General features: G+C 39.8%; 14 protein-coding genes and 1 CRISPR repeat array. Of the genes, 3 read left to right on the top strand and 11 right to left on the bottom strand.

What is annotated here, in order from left to right; translation table 11 throughout:
* Positions 1 to 9 precede the first annotated feature (9 nt).
* Complete coding sequence (locus HMPREF9145_RS04710) at positions 10 to 1,668, bottom strand: glycogen/starch synthase (protein WP_036906627.1); 1,659 nt, start codon at positions 1,666 to 1,668, stop codon at positions 10 to 12.
* 144 nt (positions 1,669 to 1,812) lie between these two features.
* Between HMPREF9145_RS04710 and HMPREF9145_RS04705 the strand changes: the two genes are divergently transcribed.
* The gene (locus tag HMPREF9145_RS04705) at positions 1,813 to 2,235 is read left to right on the top strand and encodes a hypothetical protein (protein WP_007135899.1); all 423 of its coding nucleotides are present in this window, start codon (positions 1,813 to 1,815) and stop codon (positions 2,233 to 2,235) included.
* 200 nt (positions 2,236 to 2,435) lie between these two features.
* On the top strand, positions 2,436 to 2,561 hold the full coding sequence (locus tag HMPREF9145_RS13675; RefSeq protein WP_196809739.1) for a DNA-directed RNA polymerase: 126 nt from the start codon (positions 2,436 to 2,438) through the stop codon (positions 2,559 to 2,561).
* Between the two features lie 260 nt (positions 2,562 to 2,821).
* On the opposite strand, the gene HMPREF9145_RS13925 is transcribed toward HMPREF9145_RS13675, so the two are convergent.
* Together HMPREF9145_RS13925 and HMPREF9145_RS04700 are read right to left on the bottom strand one after the other, a co-directional pair.
* The gene (locus tag HMPREF9145_RS13925) at positions 2,822 to 3,013 is read right to left on the bottom strand and encodes a hypothetical protein (RefSeq protein ID WP_231369754.1); all 192 of its coding nucleotides are present in this window, start codon (positions 3,011 to 3,013) and stop codon (positions 2,822 to 2,824) included.
* Between the two features lie 12 nt (positions 3,014 to 3,025).
* Positions 3,026 to 5,611: a glycoside hydrolase family 95 protein gene (locus tag HMPREF9145_RS04700; RefSeq protein WP_021825224.1), complete on the bottom strand. Its 2,586-nt coding sequence runs from the start codon at positions 5,609 to 5,611 to the stop codon at positions 3,026 to 3,028.
* 457 nt (positions 5,612 to 6,068) lie between these two features.
* On the opposite strand from HMPREF9145_RS04700, the gene HMPREF9145_RS04695 reads away from it, so the two are divergent.
* On the top strand, positions 6,069 to 9,164 hold the full coding sequence (locus HMPREF9145_RS04695; RefSeq protein WP_021825234.1) for a DEAD/DEAH box helicase: 3,096 nt from the start codon (positions 6,069 to 6,071) through the stop codon (positions 9,162 to 9,164).
* Between the two features lie 587 nt (positions 9,165 to 9,751).
* Positions 9,752 to 10,366: a CRISPR direct-repeat array (repeat unit 30 nt; unit sequence ATTTCAATTCCAATAAGGTTCAATTATAAC).
* A 212-nt stretch (positions 10,367 to 10,578) separates the two neighbouring features.
* Here HMPREF9145_RS04695 and cas2 read toward each other — a convergent pair.
* The 8 genes from cas2 to cas6 form a co-directional block, all read right to left on the bottom strand.
* Positions 10,579 to 10,842 (bottom strand): CRISPR-associated endonuclease Cas2, encoded by a 264-nt coding sequence (gene cas2 / locus HMPREF9145_RS04690; protein ID WP_004373516.1) that lies wholly within the window; start codon positions 10,840 to 10,842, stop codon positions 10,579 to 10,581.
* A gap of 4 nt (positions 10,843 to 10,846) precedes the next feature.
* Complete coding sequence (cas1b, locus tag HMPREF9145_RS04685; protein WP_021825201.1) at positions 10,847 to 11,863, bottom strand: type I-B CRISPR-associated endonuclease Cas1b; 1,017 nt, start codon at positions 11,861 to 11,863, stop codon at positions 10,847 to 10,849.
* Positions 11,860 to 12,378: a CRISPR-associated protein Cas4 gene (gene cas4 / locus HMPREF9145_RS04680; protein ID WP_021825221.1), complete on the bottom strand. Its 519-nt coding sequence runs from the start codon at positions 12,376 to 12,378 to the stop codon at positions 11,860 to 11,862. Before cas4 ends, cas1b begins: the two co-directional genes overlap by 4 nt.
* A 57-nt stretch (positions 12,379 to 12,435) precedes the next feature.
* Positions 12,436 to 13,494: a hypothetical protein gene (locus HMPREF9145_RS04675; RefSeq protein WP_021825227.1), complete on the bottom strand. Its 1,059-nt coding sequence runs from the start codon at positions 13,492 to 13,494 to the stop codon at positions 12,436 to 12,438.
* A gap of 10 nt (positions 13,495 to 13,504) precedes the next feature.
* A complete protein-coding gene (locus tag HMPREF9145_RS04670) occupies positions 13,505 to 14,800 on the bottom strand; it encodes a hypothetical protein (RefSeq protein ID WP_021825230.1) in 1,296 nt (431 codons plus the stop codon).
* A 3-nt stretch (positions 14,801 to 14,803) separates the two neighbouring features.
* The gene (locus HMPREF9145_RS04665) at positions 14,804 to 16,939 is read right to left on the bottom strand and encodes a CRISPR-associated helicase/endonuclease Cas3 (RefSeq protein WP_036906613.1); all 2,136 of its coding nucleotides are present in this window, start codon (positions 16,937 to 16,939) and stop codon (positions 14,804 to 14,806) included.
* Positions 16,936 to 17,502 carry a hypothetical protein gene (locus tag HMPREF9145_RS04660; RefSeq protein ID WP_021825232.1) on the bottom strand — a complete coding sequence of 189 codons (567 nt, stop codon included), beginning with the start codon at positions 17,500 to 17,502 and terminating at the stop codon, positions 16,936 to 16,938. The genes HMPREF9145_RS04665 and HMPREF9145_RS04660 overlap by 4 nt, the downstream gene beginning before the upstream one ends.
* Before the next feature lie 18 nt (positions 17,503 to 17,520).
* A partial coding sequence (gene cas6 / locus HMPREF9145_RS04655; RefSeq protein ID WP_021825215.1) for a CRISPR-associated endoribonuclease Cas6 occupies positions 17,521 to 18,199 on the bottom strand: 679 nt, incomplete at its 5' end.

Raw genomic sequence — 18,199 nt, 5'->3', positions numbered from 1 at the left:
ATATTAATCTCAATAACTATTTGTTTTTCTTGCTTCTGCCTTGTTAAGGGCAGCATTATAGGCCTCATGATAGTAAACAATGAACTTACTCCACAAAGCTTTTCGAGAGAGTTTCTCGGCATTTGCACGGCAAGTCTCCACCTCGTTTGCCGAGAATGAGGCAAAGGTTTCTATCGTTTTCTTAATTGATTCGGCCACATCGGCATAATTATAATCTGTGCGATGAACGACTTTCACACCATCTTCAATCTCACTATCACTACCTTTCACCTGATTGGCCCATAGTCCAAACCCAGCCAAATCGGTGGTGATGCAAGGCACTTTGAAAGCAACGGCCTCCAAAGGAGTATAGCCCCACGGCTCATAATAAGACGGATAAACGCACAAATCGTTACCCAACACGATATCATAATAGGATAAATCGAAGATGCCATCATGCCCAGTGAGATAACACGGCACGAAAATCAGCTTCACACGACTATCTTTTTCATTATTCATTCCAAGCGAATTCATCATTCCTAACACGCAATCATTGTCCTGATTGTGTAGCCAATGCGTGTAAACAGGATGAGACAACGGACTATCGAAGGTCTCTTCATGACGCAAACGGGCTTGCAAGTCTTCACGAGGACCACCTACCCAGCCCGGCACTTCAATGAAAGCAACGACCTTTTTATTGAGTTTCTCGGAGAAACGCAATCGATTTATCGCCTCAATAAACACATCTATGCCTTTATTTCTAAACTCATAACGCCCACTGGTCGATACAATCAGCGTGTCATCATCAAAGCAATCGCCCGTCAGTGCATTCGCCACACGAAGCAATCTCTTGCGTGCCTGCTTGCGTTTGGCTGTAAAAGTCGCCCCCTTGGGAACGAAATCATTTTCAAATCCATTAGGAAGTACGAAATCTACTGGCTTATCCAACAACTCTTTACACTCCAAAGCAGTGATATCACTCACGGTAGTGAAGCAGTCAACAAAATGTGCTGTCTGTTTCTCTATTGAGTGTTTGCTTTGCATATTGAGTTCTGCGGCCATCTGATCTCCATTATAAGCCCACAGATATTCATAGAGAGGCTTGTTATTTCCGGCTATACTTCGACCAATACTCGTGGCATGTGTCGTGAAGATTGTAGCGATTTCAGGAACCTGTTTCTTGATATACAGCAGGCCAAGACACGTCATCCATTCATTACCATGATAGATAACACGCGCATCCCGACTAAGATAATAATGATAAAAGCTTTCAACAACCTTTGCAGCTGCATAAGAAAACATGTTGGCTTCATCGTAATCACCATATGCATGAAGGCTATCAACCTTGAAATCTGCCCAAAGTTGACCATAAATCTGGTCTTTTTCAGCATAAAAAGGCTGGAAATCTACCAATACTGCAATAGGTTTTCCGGGAACATCCCACCGACCTATTTTCATCTTTAGCCCCTCTTCAGCCTGCGCTTTCAGTCGCCATGCCGAGAACAAGCTTTCATCTTCTATGAAATAAGGACTGGAACTCTCCTTCCAACAATCGGGACCAATGAATATTATATGGTCCTTCATCTCGTCCTGCAAAGTTTTTGCTCGTGTAGATAGCACGGTATAGATGCCGCCTACCTTATTACATACCTCCCAACTTGATTCAAAAATATAATCGGGAATACTCATCTTCTTACCCATTACAAAGACTAATAATGTGTCGCAAAGATAATATAAAATTCTAAAAAAACAAGTTTTACCACCTATATTTTTAATAATCATGCCGTTTTCTTGATGAAACAATATATCTTTGTAACTAAAACTGAAAGATAAATGATAAAGAAAGTATTACTCGTTTTATGCGCTTTCTTTGCTGTTTTGACGCTACACGCACAGAAAGACAATGTTTTCAAGGGATATTTATATAACGATGAATATCAAGTTTACATAGAAATGGATTTCTATCATAACACGATTAAGGTGCCAGGACAAGAGATTTTTGGAGACCTTCCGGGCTATTTTGGAGCAAAAAGAGATGTGCGTAAGTGGCTCTTTACCAATGTAGAACTCAAAGATTCCACGACAGCTAAGCTTGCCATTACCAACGACTATGGCAGCGAAGACCTTGAAGCCACACTAAAAAGACTACCTGACGGCACCTTCGAATTACAGCAAGACGGCGGCAGTACGCTAAAAATTGCAGTGAATCGCAAGTGGGTTAAAATCCCCAAGCACCTGATTTTCAAAAAGAGATAGCATATTTTTGCAACACCATTATTTACGAAATCCACCGCGTGCAAAATGGAATAAAGCCGTAAGTGTTACGCTTTCTAAGCGCAATCCACCATGAATTCAAACACGAGAAAACGTGAACAAGGATACAAAAAGAATGTTTCAACGCCGTAGGTGTTGCGCTTTCTAAGCGCAAACCGCCATAAATTCAAACGCGAGAAAACGTGAACAAGGATACAAAAAGCATATTTCAACGCCGTAGGTGTTGCGTTTTTGATAGCCCAGGGTTGCCAAACGATAGTGCAGGCTACCCTGGGTTAACGTATGGTTTGTGTGGAACAACGCCGTAGGTGTTGAGCTTTTTTGATTAATCCGCCATAAAATATTTCATTGTAAGCGTGCCTTCACAGAAAAAGCTCAACACCGATGGCGTTGAATCTCCTTACGAATGCTTACCCAGGGTAGGCTCGTTTCTCACCAACCCTGGGCTATCAAAAGAACAACACCTACGGCGTTGCGTCGTTATAACATTCGCAATGGCGGATTCATTCATGGAAATATTGACATAAATTCTACGGCGTTGCATCATTATAATATTCGCAATGGCGGATTAATTCATGGAAACGCTGCCATAAAACCTACAGCGTTGCGTGGTCGCAACATTCACCATGGCGGATTCATTCATGGAAACGCTGCCATAACACCTATGGCGTTGCATGGTCGCAACATTCACCATGGTAGATTCATTCATGGAAACGCTGGCATAAAACCTACGACGTTGCGTGGTCGCAACATTCACCATGGGAGATCTGTTCTAATGAGAACGGCTCACGATTTGACGCATTTCAAGCCGTCCTTTGACCCATTTCACCTCGTAATTTCTGCCTTTTTGCGTGGCAAAATGAATGGAATTACCGCGATAGTTGAGTTTACATGGCTCACCAGCCAACGACTTGATTGTGGCTGATTGCAATGTTCCCTCGTTCCATTTCAGGCTCACTTCGAAGCCACCGCGTGCCCTGAGACCGCTCACTTCGCCTTGTTTCCAGCTGTCAGGCAAGGCAGGTAAGAACTGAATGAAGCCTGCATGACTCTGCAAAAGCATTTCGGTGATGCCGGCTGTTCCGCCAAAGTTGCCATCAATTTGGAAAGGAGGATGAGTGTCCCAAAGGTTATTTAAGGTTCCGTTTTTCAACAGATTGCGCACCAACAGATAAGCATGATTGCCGTCTTGTAGGCGTGCCCACTGGTTAATCTTCCATCCCATGCTCCATCCTGTGGCCCCATCTCCACGATGTTCAAGCACCACTCGCGATGCCTTTGCTAAGTCGGGAGTTGCCGATGGCGTAATTGTGTGGCCGGGATGCAAGCCAAAGAGGTGGTTGACATGGCGGTGATGGTCGTTTGGATCATCGATATCTTCCGACCACTCTTGCAGCTGTCCATAGCGTCCTATGCGGTAAGGCGCAAGATGATTGAGCACCTGTTGCCACTGCTTTCGAGCCTCAACGTCTACCCCAAGCACTTTACTTGCAGCGATAGCATCAAGTAATATCTCGCGAATCACAGCGTGAACGAAGGTCACTCCCTCATCAATAGGCCCATGTTCGGGCGAAGTTGAGGGTGCAGCGGTATAGGTTCCATCGGGTTTTCGCCACAGATAGTCAACGGCAAAGTCGGCACTTTGCTTAATGAGGTCATAGAGTGTGGAGCGCAACAGCTGTTTATCGCGTGTGAAATCATAGTACTCCCACAAGTGTGTTGCAAGCCAAGGACCACCCATAGGGCATAGATTCCACGACATATCTTCACTCGAAAGAGGAGCTGTAAAGCCAAAGATGTTGCTCGAAACCGACGTTGTCCAGCCTCTCGCCCCATAGTAGGCTTTGGCTGTTTCGGCACCGGGTTTCACCAAAGAGCGTACAAAATCAATCAGCGGCAGGGCACATTCATCCAAATGAGTGGTATGAACGGGCCAGTAGTTCATTTGCAAATTGATGTTGTTATGATAGTCCACATGCCATGGTCCATCGACATTGTTGTGCCAGAGTCCTTGCAGATTGGCAGGCAAAGTGCCTGGACGCGAACTGGCAATGAGCAGATATCGGCCAAATTGATAATAGAGTTCTTCCAACGCATTGTCGGTAGTGCCGTTGCGATAGGCCTCTAAACGTTGTGCAGTGGGCTTGTCGTCAGCGGCACGGTTAGACGGATTCAGGCGCAGTTTCACACGCTGAAAGAGTGCCGAATAGTCGCGATAATGGCGTGAGAAAAGCTGATTATAGTCTTTCTTTTCAACTTGTTGCATCCACGTTTGAGTCGTTACCTCGGGTTGAACGCCAACATAGGTCTTAGGATTCGTAAAATCTGGATTGAAGTTAATGCGGTAATCGGTGTCTGCCGTGATAAGAAACATCACCTCATCGGCATGGCGTATTTTCAGCGTATCATGCTCGTTTGTCACACTTCCGCCTTTTGTCACGGCCTGAATACGCACGACATATTGCATGCCGTTATCGTCTAAAGCACCTCGATAGACTAAACCATGGGCGCCATCAGCCTGCATTTGTCCTGTAGAAACAGGGTTGGGAGCATAAGAAAAGTTAAGGTTTTGTTTGCCTTTGGCATTGGCGTTGAACCGCAACACCAAGACATTATCAGGATAAGAGACAAAGGCTGTGCGCTGATAGCACACCCCATTTTGGTTGAACTGCACCAAGGTGCGCGCCGAGTCTAAAGAAAGTTCGCGACGATAGTGGCTGATGCCCTCTTCCGTCAGTCCTGTTTCGATGAACAACTCGCCCATCGTGGTGAAATTGCCAAAGCGGAAAGGCTTCTCATCCCTTTGCTCATAAGAGGCCCAACCATTGAAGTTTTTGCGTGTAAGGCTATCGGCTTTGGCCTTGTCGCCAGCCAAAAAGGCTGCCCGAATGTCTTTCAACACCGAGACACTACGCTTATTTACATTCCAATAATAGCTTGCATAATGACCATCATCTATATTTATTGGAAAAACATTATTATCATTTACATTCCAATAATAGCTTGCATAATGACTCACTCCGGGGCCTCCTCGCCACAAACTTTTTTCGTTTAACGTGATGCGTTCAGCCGAAATCGAACCAAAAATATTGGCCCCCACACTGCCATTACCAATGGGAAGCGAAGCCGACTCCCACTCTTGATCAGCGTTATTCGCCGAATTGCCGGCCATTTCAGGCTTTTTCCCATCCTTCCATGCCATGGGATTACCCCCATACCACACGGCCTTTCCTTTCAGACTACAGGGAGAATCAAACCAAATCCGCAAGGGACGAGATGTATATACCTTATTCGTATGGCTCTGAACAGAACCACAGCATAACACCATTAAAGTCAAAATTGCAACTTTACACTTCATGCAAAATCGTTTTTCTCATACACTATATAATGCGAATGCAACAACATCAAGCCACGTTTTCTATGTTGTCAGTCATAAAATACGAACTAAGGTAGGAAGGTCTTCATGCAATAGCTGAACCATTTCAGCACACATCATGATCGTGTTGTTCATCCGTCATTATGTCAAAGATTAAGTTAACAATATCGCAAAGTTACAGTTTTTTATCTTATTCAACAAATTTTAATCGGCAAAAATGATAGGAAGAGGGATAGAAATATGGTTAAGGAAGAAGTAGAGTGATTGTCAGCTCACCCCCACCCCTTACTTTTCATGGTGCAAGCAGGGGGAGAGAAAATGTTAAACGAAGTGGAATAATAGGAAGATTTATTGCGGTTTACATATTATTTTCGTAAACTTGCAGCGATAAGTTGAGTTAGTTCATTAGCTGCTTTGTGCATCATTAAACTTAATAGACATGGAATTACTTGAAGGAGTATACGAGAATCTGATTACAAATAACCTGAAACACGACATTGAACAAACGCAAAATAAAGGATTAGAATGTAAAAAAGAGTTCATCGATGAAGCCGAGTCACCATCGATGTTGGCTGAACACGTTCACAAAATCTTAGTAAACCGCTTGTCAGATGAACAACTTTCAACAGAAGAACGCGTGAATTTCGTCAACCGATTGATAGAAATTCTTGAAGTATCTAAAGAAGATCATATTGCCGACCATCAGCAAATGCTCACAGCGGTAGTCTCTGCACAAGAAGAAGCACGGCTAAAAGCAACCCATCAAGAGGCAATTCGCCCAATGACAGGATTTAGAATCAGTAACCTTTTCACTGGAGGGCAAAGCGAAATATCTATGAATGCAGAAATAGAACGCGACATAGAGAGTGCCGATAAGATTTATCTCATCGTTTCATTTCTAAAACTTTCGGGCCTGAACCTTATCTATGATAGACTTAAAAAGTTTTGTGATAATCCTCAACATCAGTTGCGCGTCATCACAACAACTTATTGCGGAGTGACCGAAGCCAAAGCCGTTGAACGTCTTTCTCAATTACCTCACACAGAAATCCGAATCTCTTATAACACAAAGATTGAGCGATTACACGCCAAATCGTATATCTTTGAGCGCAATTCAGGCTTTAGTACAGCTTATATTGGCTCGTCTAATCTTTCTAAATCAGCACAAACGGATGGGTTAGAATGGAACATTCGCGTGACAAACGTAGAAAATCCACACATCATTAAGACTGCACTCGCCACATTTAACCTCTATTGGAACAGCAAGAACTTTGAGGATTTTAAAGATGGAGGCATAGCAAAGCTCTATCAAGAACTACAAACTCAGCGAACAACAAAAGGCACAACCATTGGTGGTTTCACTAAATACACAATACTCCCCCACCAAAAACAAATCATTGATAAACTCATTGCTATTCGTGAGAAAGGGCTAAACCGCAATCTGATTGTAGCGGCTACGGGAACAGGAAAGACTGTAATATCAGCCTTTGACTATCGACTTTTTGTTGAAACGCATCCCAACAGTCACAAGATTCTATTTATTGCACATCGCAAAGAGATTCTCGTACAGGCACAAATGACCTATAGGAATGTGCTACAAGATGCAAACTTCAGCGAACTTTGGGTGGGACAACAACGCCCAATGAATGGAATTGATAACCTGTTTATCTCTGTTCAGACGTTCAACACTAAGTATGATGAGATTTTTAGCAACCTCCCCACTGACTATTATGATTATATTGTCATTGACGAAGCACACCATTTAGCGGCTGATAGCTATCGCAACATTATCACACACTTTACGCCTCAGCTGCTCATTGGACTCACTGCAACGCCTGAACGTATGGATGGTATAAGCCTATTACCAGACTTTGGCAACCAGATTAGTGCTGAAATTCGACTTCCTATGGCTCTTGACGAAGGCTTACTCACCCCATTTCAGTATCTATGTATCTGTGATAATACCGATTTAAGAGCCGAAGATTTGATGCAAGGAAATAAATATATTGCGACGAAATTAACCGAAAAATTATGTAATCAGGAACGCGTGGGACTGATTGTCAATAAACTCCACTACTATCTTCCAGATGAAACTAAATGTAAAGCGTTGGGCTTTTGTGCTTCAAAAGAGCATGCACGCTATATGGCTGAGCAGTTTAATGCTGCTGGTTTGAATGCCGACTATCTGACTTCTGACCGAGATAGTGAGCGAGAGCAATTAAACCGCGAGTTAGCGAAAGGCAAAATAAACTATCTTTTCGTGGTAGACATATTCAATGAAGGCGTGGATATTCCCGAAGTTGATGTCGTGTTGTTCCTTCGTCCCACTGAATCGTTGACGATTTTCCTACAGCAATTGGGGCGTGGTTTACGTCTTTATCCAGGTAAACTGTTACTCACGGTTTTCGACTTTGTGGCACAACTCAACAAAAATTATGACTTTACAAGTCGTTTTCGCAGCCTCATGGTGCGCAAAGACAAGAGCGTTGTTGATCAAGTGAAAGACGGATTCACGCTGCTTCCACATGGTTGTTCTATTCATATGGAAGAGAAGGCGCAACAATATGTTTTAGAAAACATCAAGGCAGCAGTGTATAATCGGCGTCGTCTCATTCAAGAACTTCGTAGTTATGACCATATTCCGACGATAAAAGAGTTTATAGAGAACAACGGACAAGATGTGCGCATAATCTATAAAAATAATTATTGTTGGACAAAACTAAAGGCAGAAGCCGGACTTTGCACGTATGAGAGAGATGAAAACACCAGTCATTATGAAAAAGGTATTGCGAATTTGGTGCATAATAACAGTGTGGCTTATCTACATTTTATTCAACATCTATTGACCAATGCTGATGAAATACGATTTGATGACGAACGAGAAAGAGTCTTCGGAACGATGTTTTATTATACGCTTTACCTCGATAAAATCAGTAAAACGGGTGTAAAAAGCATCGAAGAAGCTTTGAGAAACTTCAAAAAATACACGCTGTTTGTTGATGAAGTCAAAGAACTCACAGCATATTTGCTTTCGAATATTGATATCAAGACCTTCCCCATTGGCGAGGATTTGCCACAGGCCTTAGAACAATATGGCTGTTATACGCGTGAAGAGATATTCACTATTTTCGGTCGGCAGACAGCAGAAAAGCGTATGCAAGGCAGTGTTTCGGGTGTGTTTAATATTGAGGAGCGCAACACCGAATTACTCTTTGTGACACTAAACAAATCAGATAAAGACTTTTCGGTATCGACAATGTATGATGATTACGTAGTCAGTGAACGTCAATTTCATTGGAAATCAAAGAATACGGATACGCATGAAGGGCGTGGAAAGCGGTATGTGGAACAAGCTATTAACAAGAAAAAGTTTCTGCTTTTTGTCAGAGCAGATAAAACAGACGGCTTCAATAACACCTGTCCCTTCTATTGTTTCGGCTTAGTAGATTATATTTCATCGCGCGATGATAAACCCATGAGCATAGATTGGCACATGCATCATCCGATATTGCCCCAGTTTATAAAGGCTGTATAAAGTGGATTGGGGGTGTCAAAGATGCTTTGACATAGGGAAACATGATTTTCACGATGCCCGTCATTGCTGTATTTCGCTTTTTAAACAGCACACAACGATTCATCAGGTGGTTGAGAATGAATGACTCATGATTTGTTGTTATCAACAGAACGACCCCCTGACTGTTAATCAGGGGGATGTATAACAGCTGATCACTTGATGCAAATTACTCGCCTTTTTCTATGAAAACAGTCTGTAATTGAGAACTAAAAATCGCGTGAAATGACTCTTCTCTCAACATCCGTTCAAAATAACAAAGTCGTTATATCCTCTCCTTTTCCTTTAATAAACCATAGGAACATCGCTCGGTATATCGTAAACAGCCGACACGCTAAATTCTTTTTTCTTTATTAAACCATAGGAACTACCACTTTTTTCTATGTAAAAGTAATTGGGAAAAAAGGCGGGGGCGCAGAAAAACCTTCTAAAAGTATGCGCAACATAAATACACTCATGCTGCAATTATAGCTAAGTATGAAGATGGTTTAAGTATAATAAGGTTCGATTATAATCGTGTTGCGGTGCACTTACTCGTTTGTGTGTTCATGGTTTTAATTCCAATAAGGTTCGATTATAACAGAGAGCGTGCGAAGATTGAAGCTATTTCAAAGCGATTTCAATTCCAATAAGGTTCAATTATAACTCACCAGTGACCTTGTCACGCTGTTGCTGGAAATGATTTCAATTCCAATAAGGTTCAATTATAACAGATCCGACATTTGTTTTTCGCATAATGTCAGCAAATTTCAATTCCAATAAGGTTCAATTATAACCCGTCTTGTTCGTGAATGGCACGGTGTAAGCCACATTTCAATTCCAATAAGGTTCAATTATAACAATGTCAGCCCGTCCTTGTCTACATCGTAAGTGTATTTCAATTCCAATAAGGTTCAATTATAACAAGATATTGTTAAGCGTAATCAATTAGAGGTTGCGCATTTCAATTCCAATAAGGTTCAATTATAACATGTTGCAGATGATATGACCGAATCAATCTACTGATTTCAATTCCAATAAGGTTCAATTATAACTCCACAGAAGATAACGTGCTATAGCTGTAACACTTATTTCAATTCCAATAAGGTTCAATTATAACCGTAAATGGGGACTGAAAGAGAGTACGCTCGACTTCGATTTCAATTCCAATAAGGTTCAATTATAACCCGCTCTTTTAAAAGAGATAGGACTGATAAACACTAATGTTTTCAACAATACAAAGGTAATAAAAATCATTGAAAAAATGTCGATGCCCAATGATATATTTTCCATAGAGCATCGACATTTCCTTTTATATAAGGTGCTTCAAGAAGTCAAAGAGCAATTTGGGCATCTACGGGAAAATGAAAAGGACACCTATTCCTACACATCGACAACTTTACAGAAAGTTCTCTGTTGACATTCGCTCCTTGCCAAGAATATCCTTACTCATATGATAACCCTTTTTATTAGAGAATATTATCACACTATCCTCTTTTTTATCAATTAAGTTTCCTATCTTATACTGCAACTCCCGCAGTTTAACTTCTGACAGTTCGCCTTCAAACACAGAATTCTGTATCCAACAAAGATATTGCCGACACAATTTCAGCATTTTACTAACACGCTTCTCTGCCACATCATAAATCAGGATAACATACATATAATTACCAATACATCTTAAAAGGTTTATATTCTTCTATCCCGAGTATATCTTTCAAGAGCTTATAACACTCAAGTTTTATCAGATGGCGATAACTCACATTACGCCCCAAGGAACGATGACGGAATGTTTCATTATAACGTTCCTCCATGGCTGCAACAAAAATCTTTTTCCCTTTATCATTTAGAAGGCAACGATTCAATTTCCTATCAAAATGACTCTTTTGAAGCGAATGTTTATTGAGTACTTTGAATATGACCCGATCAACTATAATCGGTTTGAAGATTTCAGATATGTCCAAACATAAAGAATAACGGCGTTCTCCCGGCTTATGCAGAAAACTAATCGTAGGGTTCAGTTGTGTTTGATGAATTGCGCGTAGCGTTTCTGTATAGCACATCATATTACCAAAAGAAACTAAAGCATTCACTTCATTCTCTGGAGGTTGCTTCGTGCGACTGCCAAACTTAAAATCATCAAGTACGATATCAAAAGCAGAATAATAAATTCTACGAATATTCCCTTCTATTCCCATCACTTCTTCAACAGTTTTCGCTTCAGGAAGAGTTTGTGCAAATTCTTTCATTTCGGCAATCTGCCCTTCAAGTTCTTTTCCTCTCCTATTATAATAGTTCAAATTCATCACCATATTCCATGCCGCACCTTGAATGAACTTTCTTGCCAGCTCTACCCGTTTTTTCGAACTTTGATATGTTTTTGCCTGTGCTAATAAAGCCTTTCCCGAAAGCAGTCCTGCACGAGGCATGAAACTCCCTGTATAATTCTCATAATAATCGAAGAAATGAACAGGCACATCGCGTTGCCCCAGAAAATTATATAGAGAACTATTCGCTTTCAAACTACCAAAAGCATATAATTCAGCAACATCCTCTATCGGAATAAAACGAGATGGTTGCTTCGTTTCATTTCCTTGTTCATCTATGCTAATAGGCGTAAACTTCAATGTATTGTCTTTACGCTCCATCAATCCCGAATTAAACAAATAGAAACTCCTTTTCATAAATCTTCCTCCATCTCATTTGAATAACAGAGCTCAAAATAGCTACAATTCTTACATAGACCTTTCTTCACTATAGGAGGGCATAATTCCTGTTCTATAATTTTACAGATATCTTGCTGGATTAAAGCAATATTTTCGCGATCCACATCTGTCAATACTACTTCCGATGTCTTTCTAAGCTCAGGATATTCCAATATTCCTTTCACCCCATTAATACCATGCTGTTCGAAAACATACATATAGTATTTCAGCTGCCATTCATGCGCCTTAGCAACCTTATTCGACTTTTTAATCTCATGAATAACTTTATTCCGAGCATCATAGTAATCTACTTTTATGCCATCTATCGCAACTTCTTCATACTTCACCGAGCGCTGCGGATAACTATCTTCATGTATCAGTTTGCCTTCATACACCAAGTCCGAATTATGTTCCATGTTTATGCCATTAGCAAACAGCCACAACTTTCGCCTACAAAGCTGATAATAATTAAAATGAGTTCCGGTAATGAACATAAAATTTATACTTTAAGGCTGGCAGACATTCTTTATATGTCTGCCAGCATATCGAAATCAAAGCTGCTTTTCGTAATCAAATGCACGCATTAATTCAATTAGCTTTTGTTCTGCTTTTTTAAGAGCATCAACATTCTCCGACTCTGTTTGCACATAGGCAGCACAAGGTAATGTAACAAAGACATCTGCTCCTACAGCTTCATCGATAATGGGTATAGCTTTAGGATTCTCACCATTATCAAATAACTTTGCTCGAATCGATGCAGGAATACTGCTCGCATTATCACTAATGGCGACAGCCAAAGTTTCCATTAGGCTAAACGTCCTCGATTGATTGGAGGTAATACGCCAGTTAATAAGACCATGTGCTAAAGCTGGAATAATTTCATCTCTCTTATCCTTTGGTAAAACTAAACATCTACCAAAGATGTTTTCACTCTCAATCCAACCGTTCTCTTTTAGTTCTTCTATCTTATCCTTAGATAATTCCGGCTCATGCTGATTGACTGACACACAAAAAAGTGTTCGTAGATCTATAGCTACATCTGCAACAAACAAACCGCTAGCACGCTTATTATTTTGAATCCAATCCCTGCGAGATAGCGTACGGTTATTGTCATACAAATATTTTTCTATCTCCTCCTCCGTGAGTAACTTATCACTTCCTTCAAGTCTAACATTCACAGGATGGTAATCAGGTCGGTCGCTTCTATCAAAAGAAATATTTTCCATATATACCCCTGCCAATAAGGGATGCACTGCCCTCATTGCAGAGATTGACAAAGGACTACGTCTCTTAAATGTAGGGCCATCTCCAGAAGCTTTCATCCAACCTCCTAACAACTGATCGACATACATTGGATCGCAAGGTGACCAGGGTTCTTTGTATCCCAGTTTTTTTTGAGCATTTATATTATAATTAAAAGTAATAGGAGCCATTGGAACATTTAATTCATCAACAACCATTTGCAAAATAGAGCGCTTTACTTGCTGTCCGCTTGAATAAGGAACAGCTCTATTAAACTGTGGATCATAATAACTTTTCTGACCATCAGAAACACAGAACACTGTGTGATCGGCATGCTTTAATGCTCTTAAATAAATGTATGGATTCATAGTTAATTAGTTATTTGTTATTATTAATTTCTGCATATCTGAACCTTACTAATGTAAGAAAATAAGGAACATTTTCTGTTGGCATTGTATTCACTAAAGAAGCAATATTGGTTATCACATCTACCTCTGTGGAATTACCAACAATTTCCACTAAAGCCTCAATAAACTTCCTCTTACTTATCGCCTTAAGCACCTCGTCTACTTTCCGAGCATTAATAGTCTTACCTTGTTTACTTTCTTTTGAGAAATTCTGCAACACTGTTGCAAACTCCAGGGCCTTTGCCCATAATTCTTCATTGTTTAGCATAGCTATAATCCATGTAATATATGTATGAAATAAAATTGTTTGCTGTTGATTTTCTTGCTTATACTTCGGCATCTTTTTAGCCAAAATATAATCTCGAAGTCCTTTGGGTTCCATTGCTGATAAGCCAACAATACCTCTTTCACAAGCTTTTTGCAAACCGAATGCAGTCCCCCACAAAGGCTCTGCCTTTCCCCGTTCCATTTGAAAGAGTCTATCATAAAAATCAAAAGAACGGCGTATCTGACTTAATACGAAAGGTATAAAGCCTATCGTTGTATTCACCTTTCCGAATCCATAGACATATCCTAACATCTTGGGATTCGTATAATGTTGACATACTCTGATTAACAGTAATGTCCAAGATTCAACTTTAATTTCTAATTTCCCATTTGTCCTATCATAAGGAACAAAATTTGCTAAAGGTTTCTTTGGATTAAATTCCCTTGCATATTTATGTATAAGCCATTGAGCATTCCATGCTGAGGACAATTGATTTCCTTTCAATGCTGGAACCTCATCTAACAGTTTACGATAAACGGCCCAACCTTCAAATATATCCAATAGTAAAGCAGGTTGATCAAAAAGAATAGATATTCCTCCTTTCACACCTAATCCTAAACAGGCACCTATCCAAGACAAGTAAACATCTTCCGCAGTAATAGATAACTCCATATTCGTTACTTGTCCAGAAGTAGTTGCAAAACTATTCTCATCAGAAGCAGCATACCCTAGAGCCACACTTGCATCTCGACTCCCCATAAGAATTTTTTGATGAAACTCAGATAATCTTTCCTTACGCTCCCCACTTGTAAGAGTTTCAACTCGCTTTCCTTTCTTCTTTTGTACAAAAGGAGAATTTTGAACCCATTGCAAATATTTTGGAGAATCCAAAACTAACGGGAAGAATACTTTATCAAAAAACTCTTTGGCAGTATAATTCTTCTCATATTTTACATTATACGCCTGCAAGAATATTTTTCCTATATTTGTTGTTACCATATACTAAATGATTTCAAATGATTGATAATATTCTGGGTTAACATAATCTATCAATAACCCCATCTCTTCAGAGTAAGCTCTATCTGGAATTATATAAGGATGATGTCCCTGTTGGGATACGTCAAGTTTTTTATAAGCAATTGCCTTATAGCTGATAGGGATTTCAAATTTAATTCTTTCATTCGGATGTCCTTGTTCATACAATTCTCGATTACTTTCCACAATACAAACTGCCACATCTATATCTAAAGTATCTAATAGTGCAGACTTACCATGATGACATAACTGCTTAATTTGCCATTCCCCATTAACATAAATAGCCCCACTGTAATCTATATTAGCAACTTCTATCTGTGGGTATACTTTATCTAACATTTCCTGCACATGCATTTCTTCAAGAATACAATCAGAAGGAAGTGCATCATAACTTCGTCTCAAAACATCAAGATTGTAAGGAAGAGCATCACTTTTTTCCTTTTTGGGGGGTATCACATAAATATCTTTATAATGTCCGATTGTCTGCTTTGTGCGTTTACGATTTATTCTGCCAAAACGTTGAATAAGAGCATCTATGGGTGCACACGCAGTAATCATTAAATCGAAACTTATATCTAAACTTACTTCTACAACTTGAGTAGATACCACGATACAACTTTCATCTGACATATTAAAATCTTCTTTCAGTGCAGTTTCCAATCGTTGTCTGTCTTGACGTTTGAACCTACTATGTATCAACATCTTTTTTACATTAGGATATAAGTCTGAAAGAATTGCATAAAGCTGTTGAGATTGTTTTACTTGATTACAAACTAACAACACTTTATTACCACTTTTGAGAGCATGATCTATTATACCATAACCATCTTCCCAGTTATTTATCTTATGGATAATATGCCGATTGAACGTTTGCAATATAGGATTAGGCAAAGATACTTCATATACATGAGTTGGTCCCCCTAACAGCGCTAACACTTTCTTGTATAATACAGTTGGCATTGTAGCAGTACCAATATGAACTCTACAATCCAAAACTAAAAGAATCTCAATAATACGTAGCACTATGGATTGAATTTCTCCAGAATAAGTATGGATTTCATCAAGAATAACATCACAACCACGAAGATCTTCTGCCATAGCCTCATACCCTTTAATGCCAAAAACTATAGAAGACATTTGGTGGGGAGTCAGCACCTTTACAGAAGCTCCTATATGACGTTGCATGATTTGTTCTTCTAAACAACAATCCTCAACTTTAAGTTCTGAGGTGCTATGCAATAAATGAATCTGAGCACCAGTATCGCCAATATCGCTCTTAATCCGATCATACATAGCATTGATAGAAGCCTGGAATGGAAGCGTATAAAACACTCGACCTTTACATCTTCGTAAAAGAAAGTCTGTTTTTCCTGCTCCTGTTGGTGCCGTAACAATAGTATGTAGCCGACTATCTACTGTTGAAATCAAAGATAAGGGATATAAGTCGTTCTCCCGATTATAAAAAGTTAGATTTGGTTTTACAAATAGCTTCTCCAAATTCGTTTCTGTTTTTTCTGACAAGGCTGAAGCATAATGGTCGGCTGCCATTAAAACTCCTTTCCACCGAGAACAACCATCATTCATAGACCAACAATAATCAACAGCATATTCATAGTTCTCTCTTGCTTCTTCGACTGATATTTCATGTCCTTGTATTCCCAAATCTTCTAATATCTCTAAAGCAGGGACACGCCAATCTTGAAACCCACAGATATGAGTCTTAAAACAATCTCTAAGATTATCGTCTAAATCCAGCAGACCTTTATGGCTGACATCGTTAAGCGTAGATTTATGATGAGCGATGATCATTTCTAATATCTCAGGACGTTCCTCCTCTTTTAATAAAGACAGAAAAAATAAAGATGCTATTTCATGGCGGAATATAAAATGCGGAGGGCGAACATAACCATACTTTAACTGTGCTTGAAATAGTGGACTCACCTTCCCTATATCATGTAGTATTGCACCTTTACGAGCTAAAGATTCATTAAGCCCGCCATTCCGTGCAATGACCACAGCTGCAGCTGCAACCTCTTGAAGGTGGGCTGCTAATGGAATAGCTCCCATGCCCTCATGCTTCGCTAAAATGTGTTCATGTGTCATAAACTAAATACAGGCTTTCCACTAATCTCTAACCAACCATACATGGGACTATTATTATCAAAGCGATTGAATCCTACTAAAAACGATTCATTTGATTTGCCAAAACGAAGTTCAAAGCCCGATAACTCTGCGAATTGTTCTTCTGATAATTCCAACAATTCTGACATTGGGAACAAAAGATCTTCATTCCGACACAGACAAACATGCTGCAGGGAAGCTCTTTGGGCTAAAGCCTTATCGGGAAAACATAAATAAAGTACAGGATTAAGCATTACACCTCTATTTAATATTGACTGATTACGCACCATACGCTTCTCCTTTGTTTTATTTTCCCATCCACGAGCTTGCGTTTTCTCCTTTTGAATATCTATTACATCATAACATAATTTATGCCTCATGATGTAATGAATCCCTGCCTCATTTAGAAGTTTAGGAAATAATTTCTTTTCTATTCCCTCTATAATAGAAGGAGTTAAAAACTGCTGACTGTAAGTAAGTGAATCTCTTACTGCTGTCCATGGTTTGATAAAACCAAAAACCCCTGTATACTTTACTACATACATAATAAATACCTTATTCTATCAAACAACTTCTATCATTCCAAATCCCATACCTGTTTCTTCGCCTAACCCTGCTTCATAGGCAATATGCATCAAGGGCGAAGGTAGCGACATAGAAAATCTAAAATCATAGCCTTTCACGCGAGTTTCACCTCTTGTATTAGCTTTTATAGTTATCAGCTTCTCCTTAGGACTACTTATCAGATTAAAATGACAGAACACCTCGCCATCATATGGCTCGCCATGAACTGCATGATAGCGAGAAAGTAATCCGTTCAGTAAGGCTTGTTCATAAAGAGGACTCTCTGGACCTATATAAACTATTTTATTATCCTTATGCAATTTCACACAGATAGGGGAAAGTGTTCTAAACCTGCATTCATCTGAAGGACTAAATGGAGCCTGAATTTCAACGCCAACCACATCCATAGCTACCCGATACGCCCTATTTCCAATCACCACATGCTGATTGGCAAACAAGCCATGCACAAACTCTGCCGTGCTCTTCTCTGGCAGAAAACTGACATACCATTCAATCCTATCTCCTATTATATTAATACACTGAGCATCTCGCAAAATACAATATTTCTCAAATTGAAAACGCGAATAGCAAAACAACTTAAAATGCTTTCCATTATCAAGCTGAAAGCCATTATCATGCAACCATGCCGAATAAGCTTTATCAGCATTCGACAATATC

It is taken from the genome of Segatella salivae F0493 (assembly GCF_000477535.1).
Taxonomy (GTDB): Bacteria; Bacteroidota; Bacteroidia; order Bacteroidales; family Bacteroidaceae; genus Prevotella; species Prevotella salivae.
This window is presented reverse-complemented; position numbering and strand designations above follow the sequence as displayed.

Excerpts from the sequence above, each read along its gene's own strand:
- HMPREF9145_RS04710 (WP_036906627.1), bottom strand. The coding sequence starts at position 1,668 with ATGAGTATTCCCGATTATATTTTTGAATCAAGTTGGGAGGTATGTAAT.
- cas4 (WP_021825221.1), bottom strand. The coding sequence starts at position 12,378 with ATGTTCATTACCGGAACTCATTTTAATTATTATCAGCTTTGTAGGCGA.
- HMPREF9145_RS04670 (WP_021825230.1), bottom strand. The coding sequence starts at position 14,800 with ATGGTAACAACAAATATAGGAAAAATATTCTTGCAGGCGTATAATGTA.
- HMPREF9145_RS04675 (WP_021825227.1), bottom strand. The coding sequence starts at position 13,494 with ATGAATCCATACATTTATTTAAGAGCATTAAAGCATGCCGATCACACA.
- HMPREF9145_RS04700 (WP_021825224.1), bottom strand. The coding sequence starts at position 5,611 with ATGAAGTGTAAAGTTGCAATTTTGACTTTAATGGTGTTATGCTGTGGT.
- cas1b (WP_021825201.1), bottom strand. The coding sequence starts at position 11,863 with ATGAAAAGGAGTTTCTATTTGTTTAATTCGGGATTGATGGAGCGTAAA.
- HMPREF9145_RS04660 (WP_021825232.1), bottom strand. The coding sequence starts at position 17,502 with ATGTATGTAGTAAAGTATACAGGGGTTTTTGGTTTTATCAAACCATGG.
- HMPREF9145_RS04665 (WP_036906613.1), bottom strand. The coding sequence starts at position 16,939 with ATGACACATGAACACATTTTAGCGAAGCATGAGGGCATGGGAGCTATT.
- HMPREF9145_RS04695 (WP_021825234.1), top strand. The coding sequence starts at position 6,069 with ATGGAATTACTTGAAGGAGTATACGAGAATCTGATTACAAATAACCTG.
- HMPREF9145_RS13925 (WP_231369754.1), bottom strand. The coding sequence starts at position 3,013 with ATGGTGAATGTTGCGACCACGCAACGTCGTAGGTTTTATGCCAGCGTT.
- HMPREF9145_RS04705 (WP_007135899.1), top strand. The coding sequence starts at position 1,813 with ATGATAAAGAAAGTATTACTCGTTTTATGCGCTTTCTTTGCTGTTTTG.
- cas2 (WP_004373516.1), bottom strand. The coding sequence starts at position 10,842 with ATGTATGTTATCCTGATTTATGATGTGGCAGAGAAGCGTGTTAGTAAA.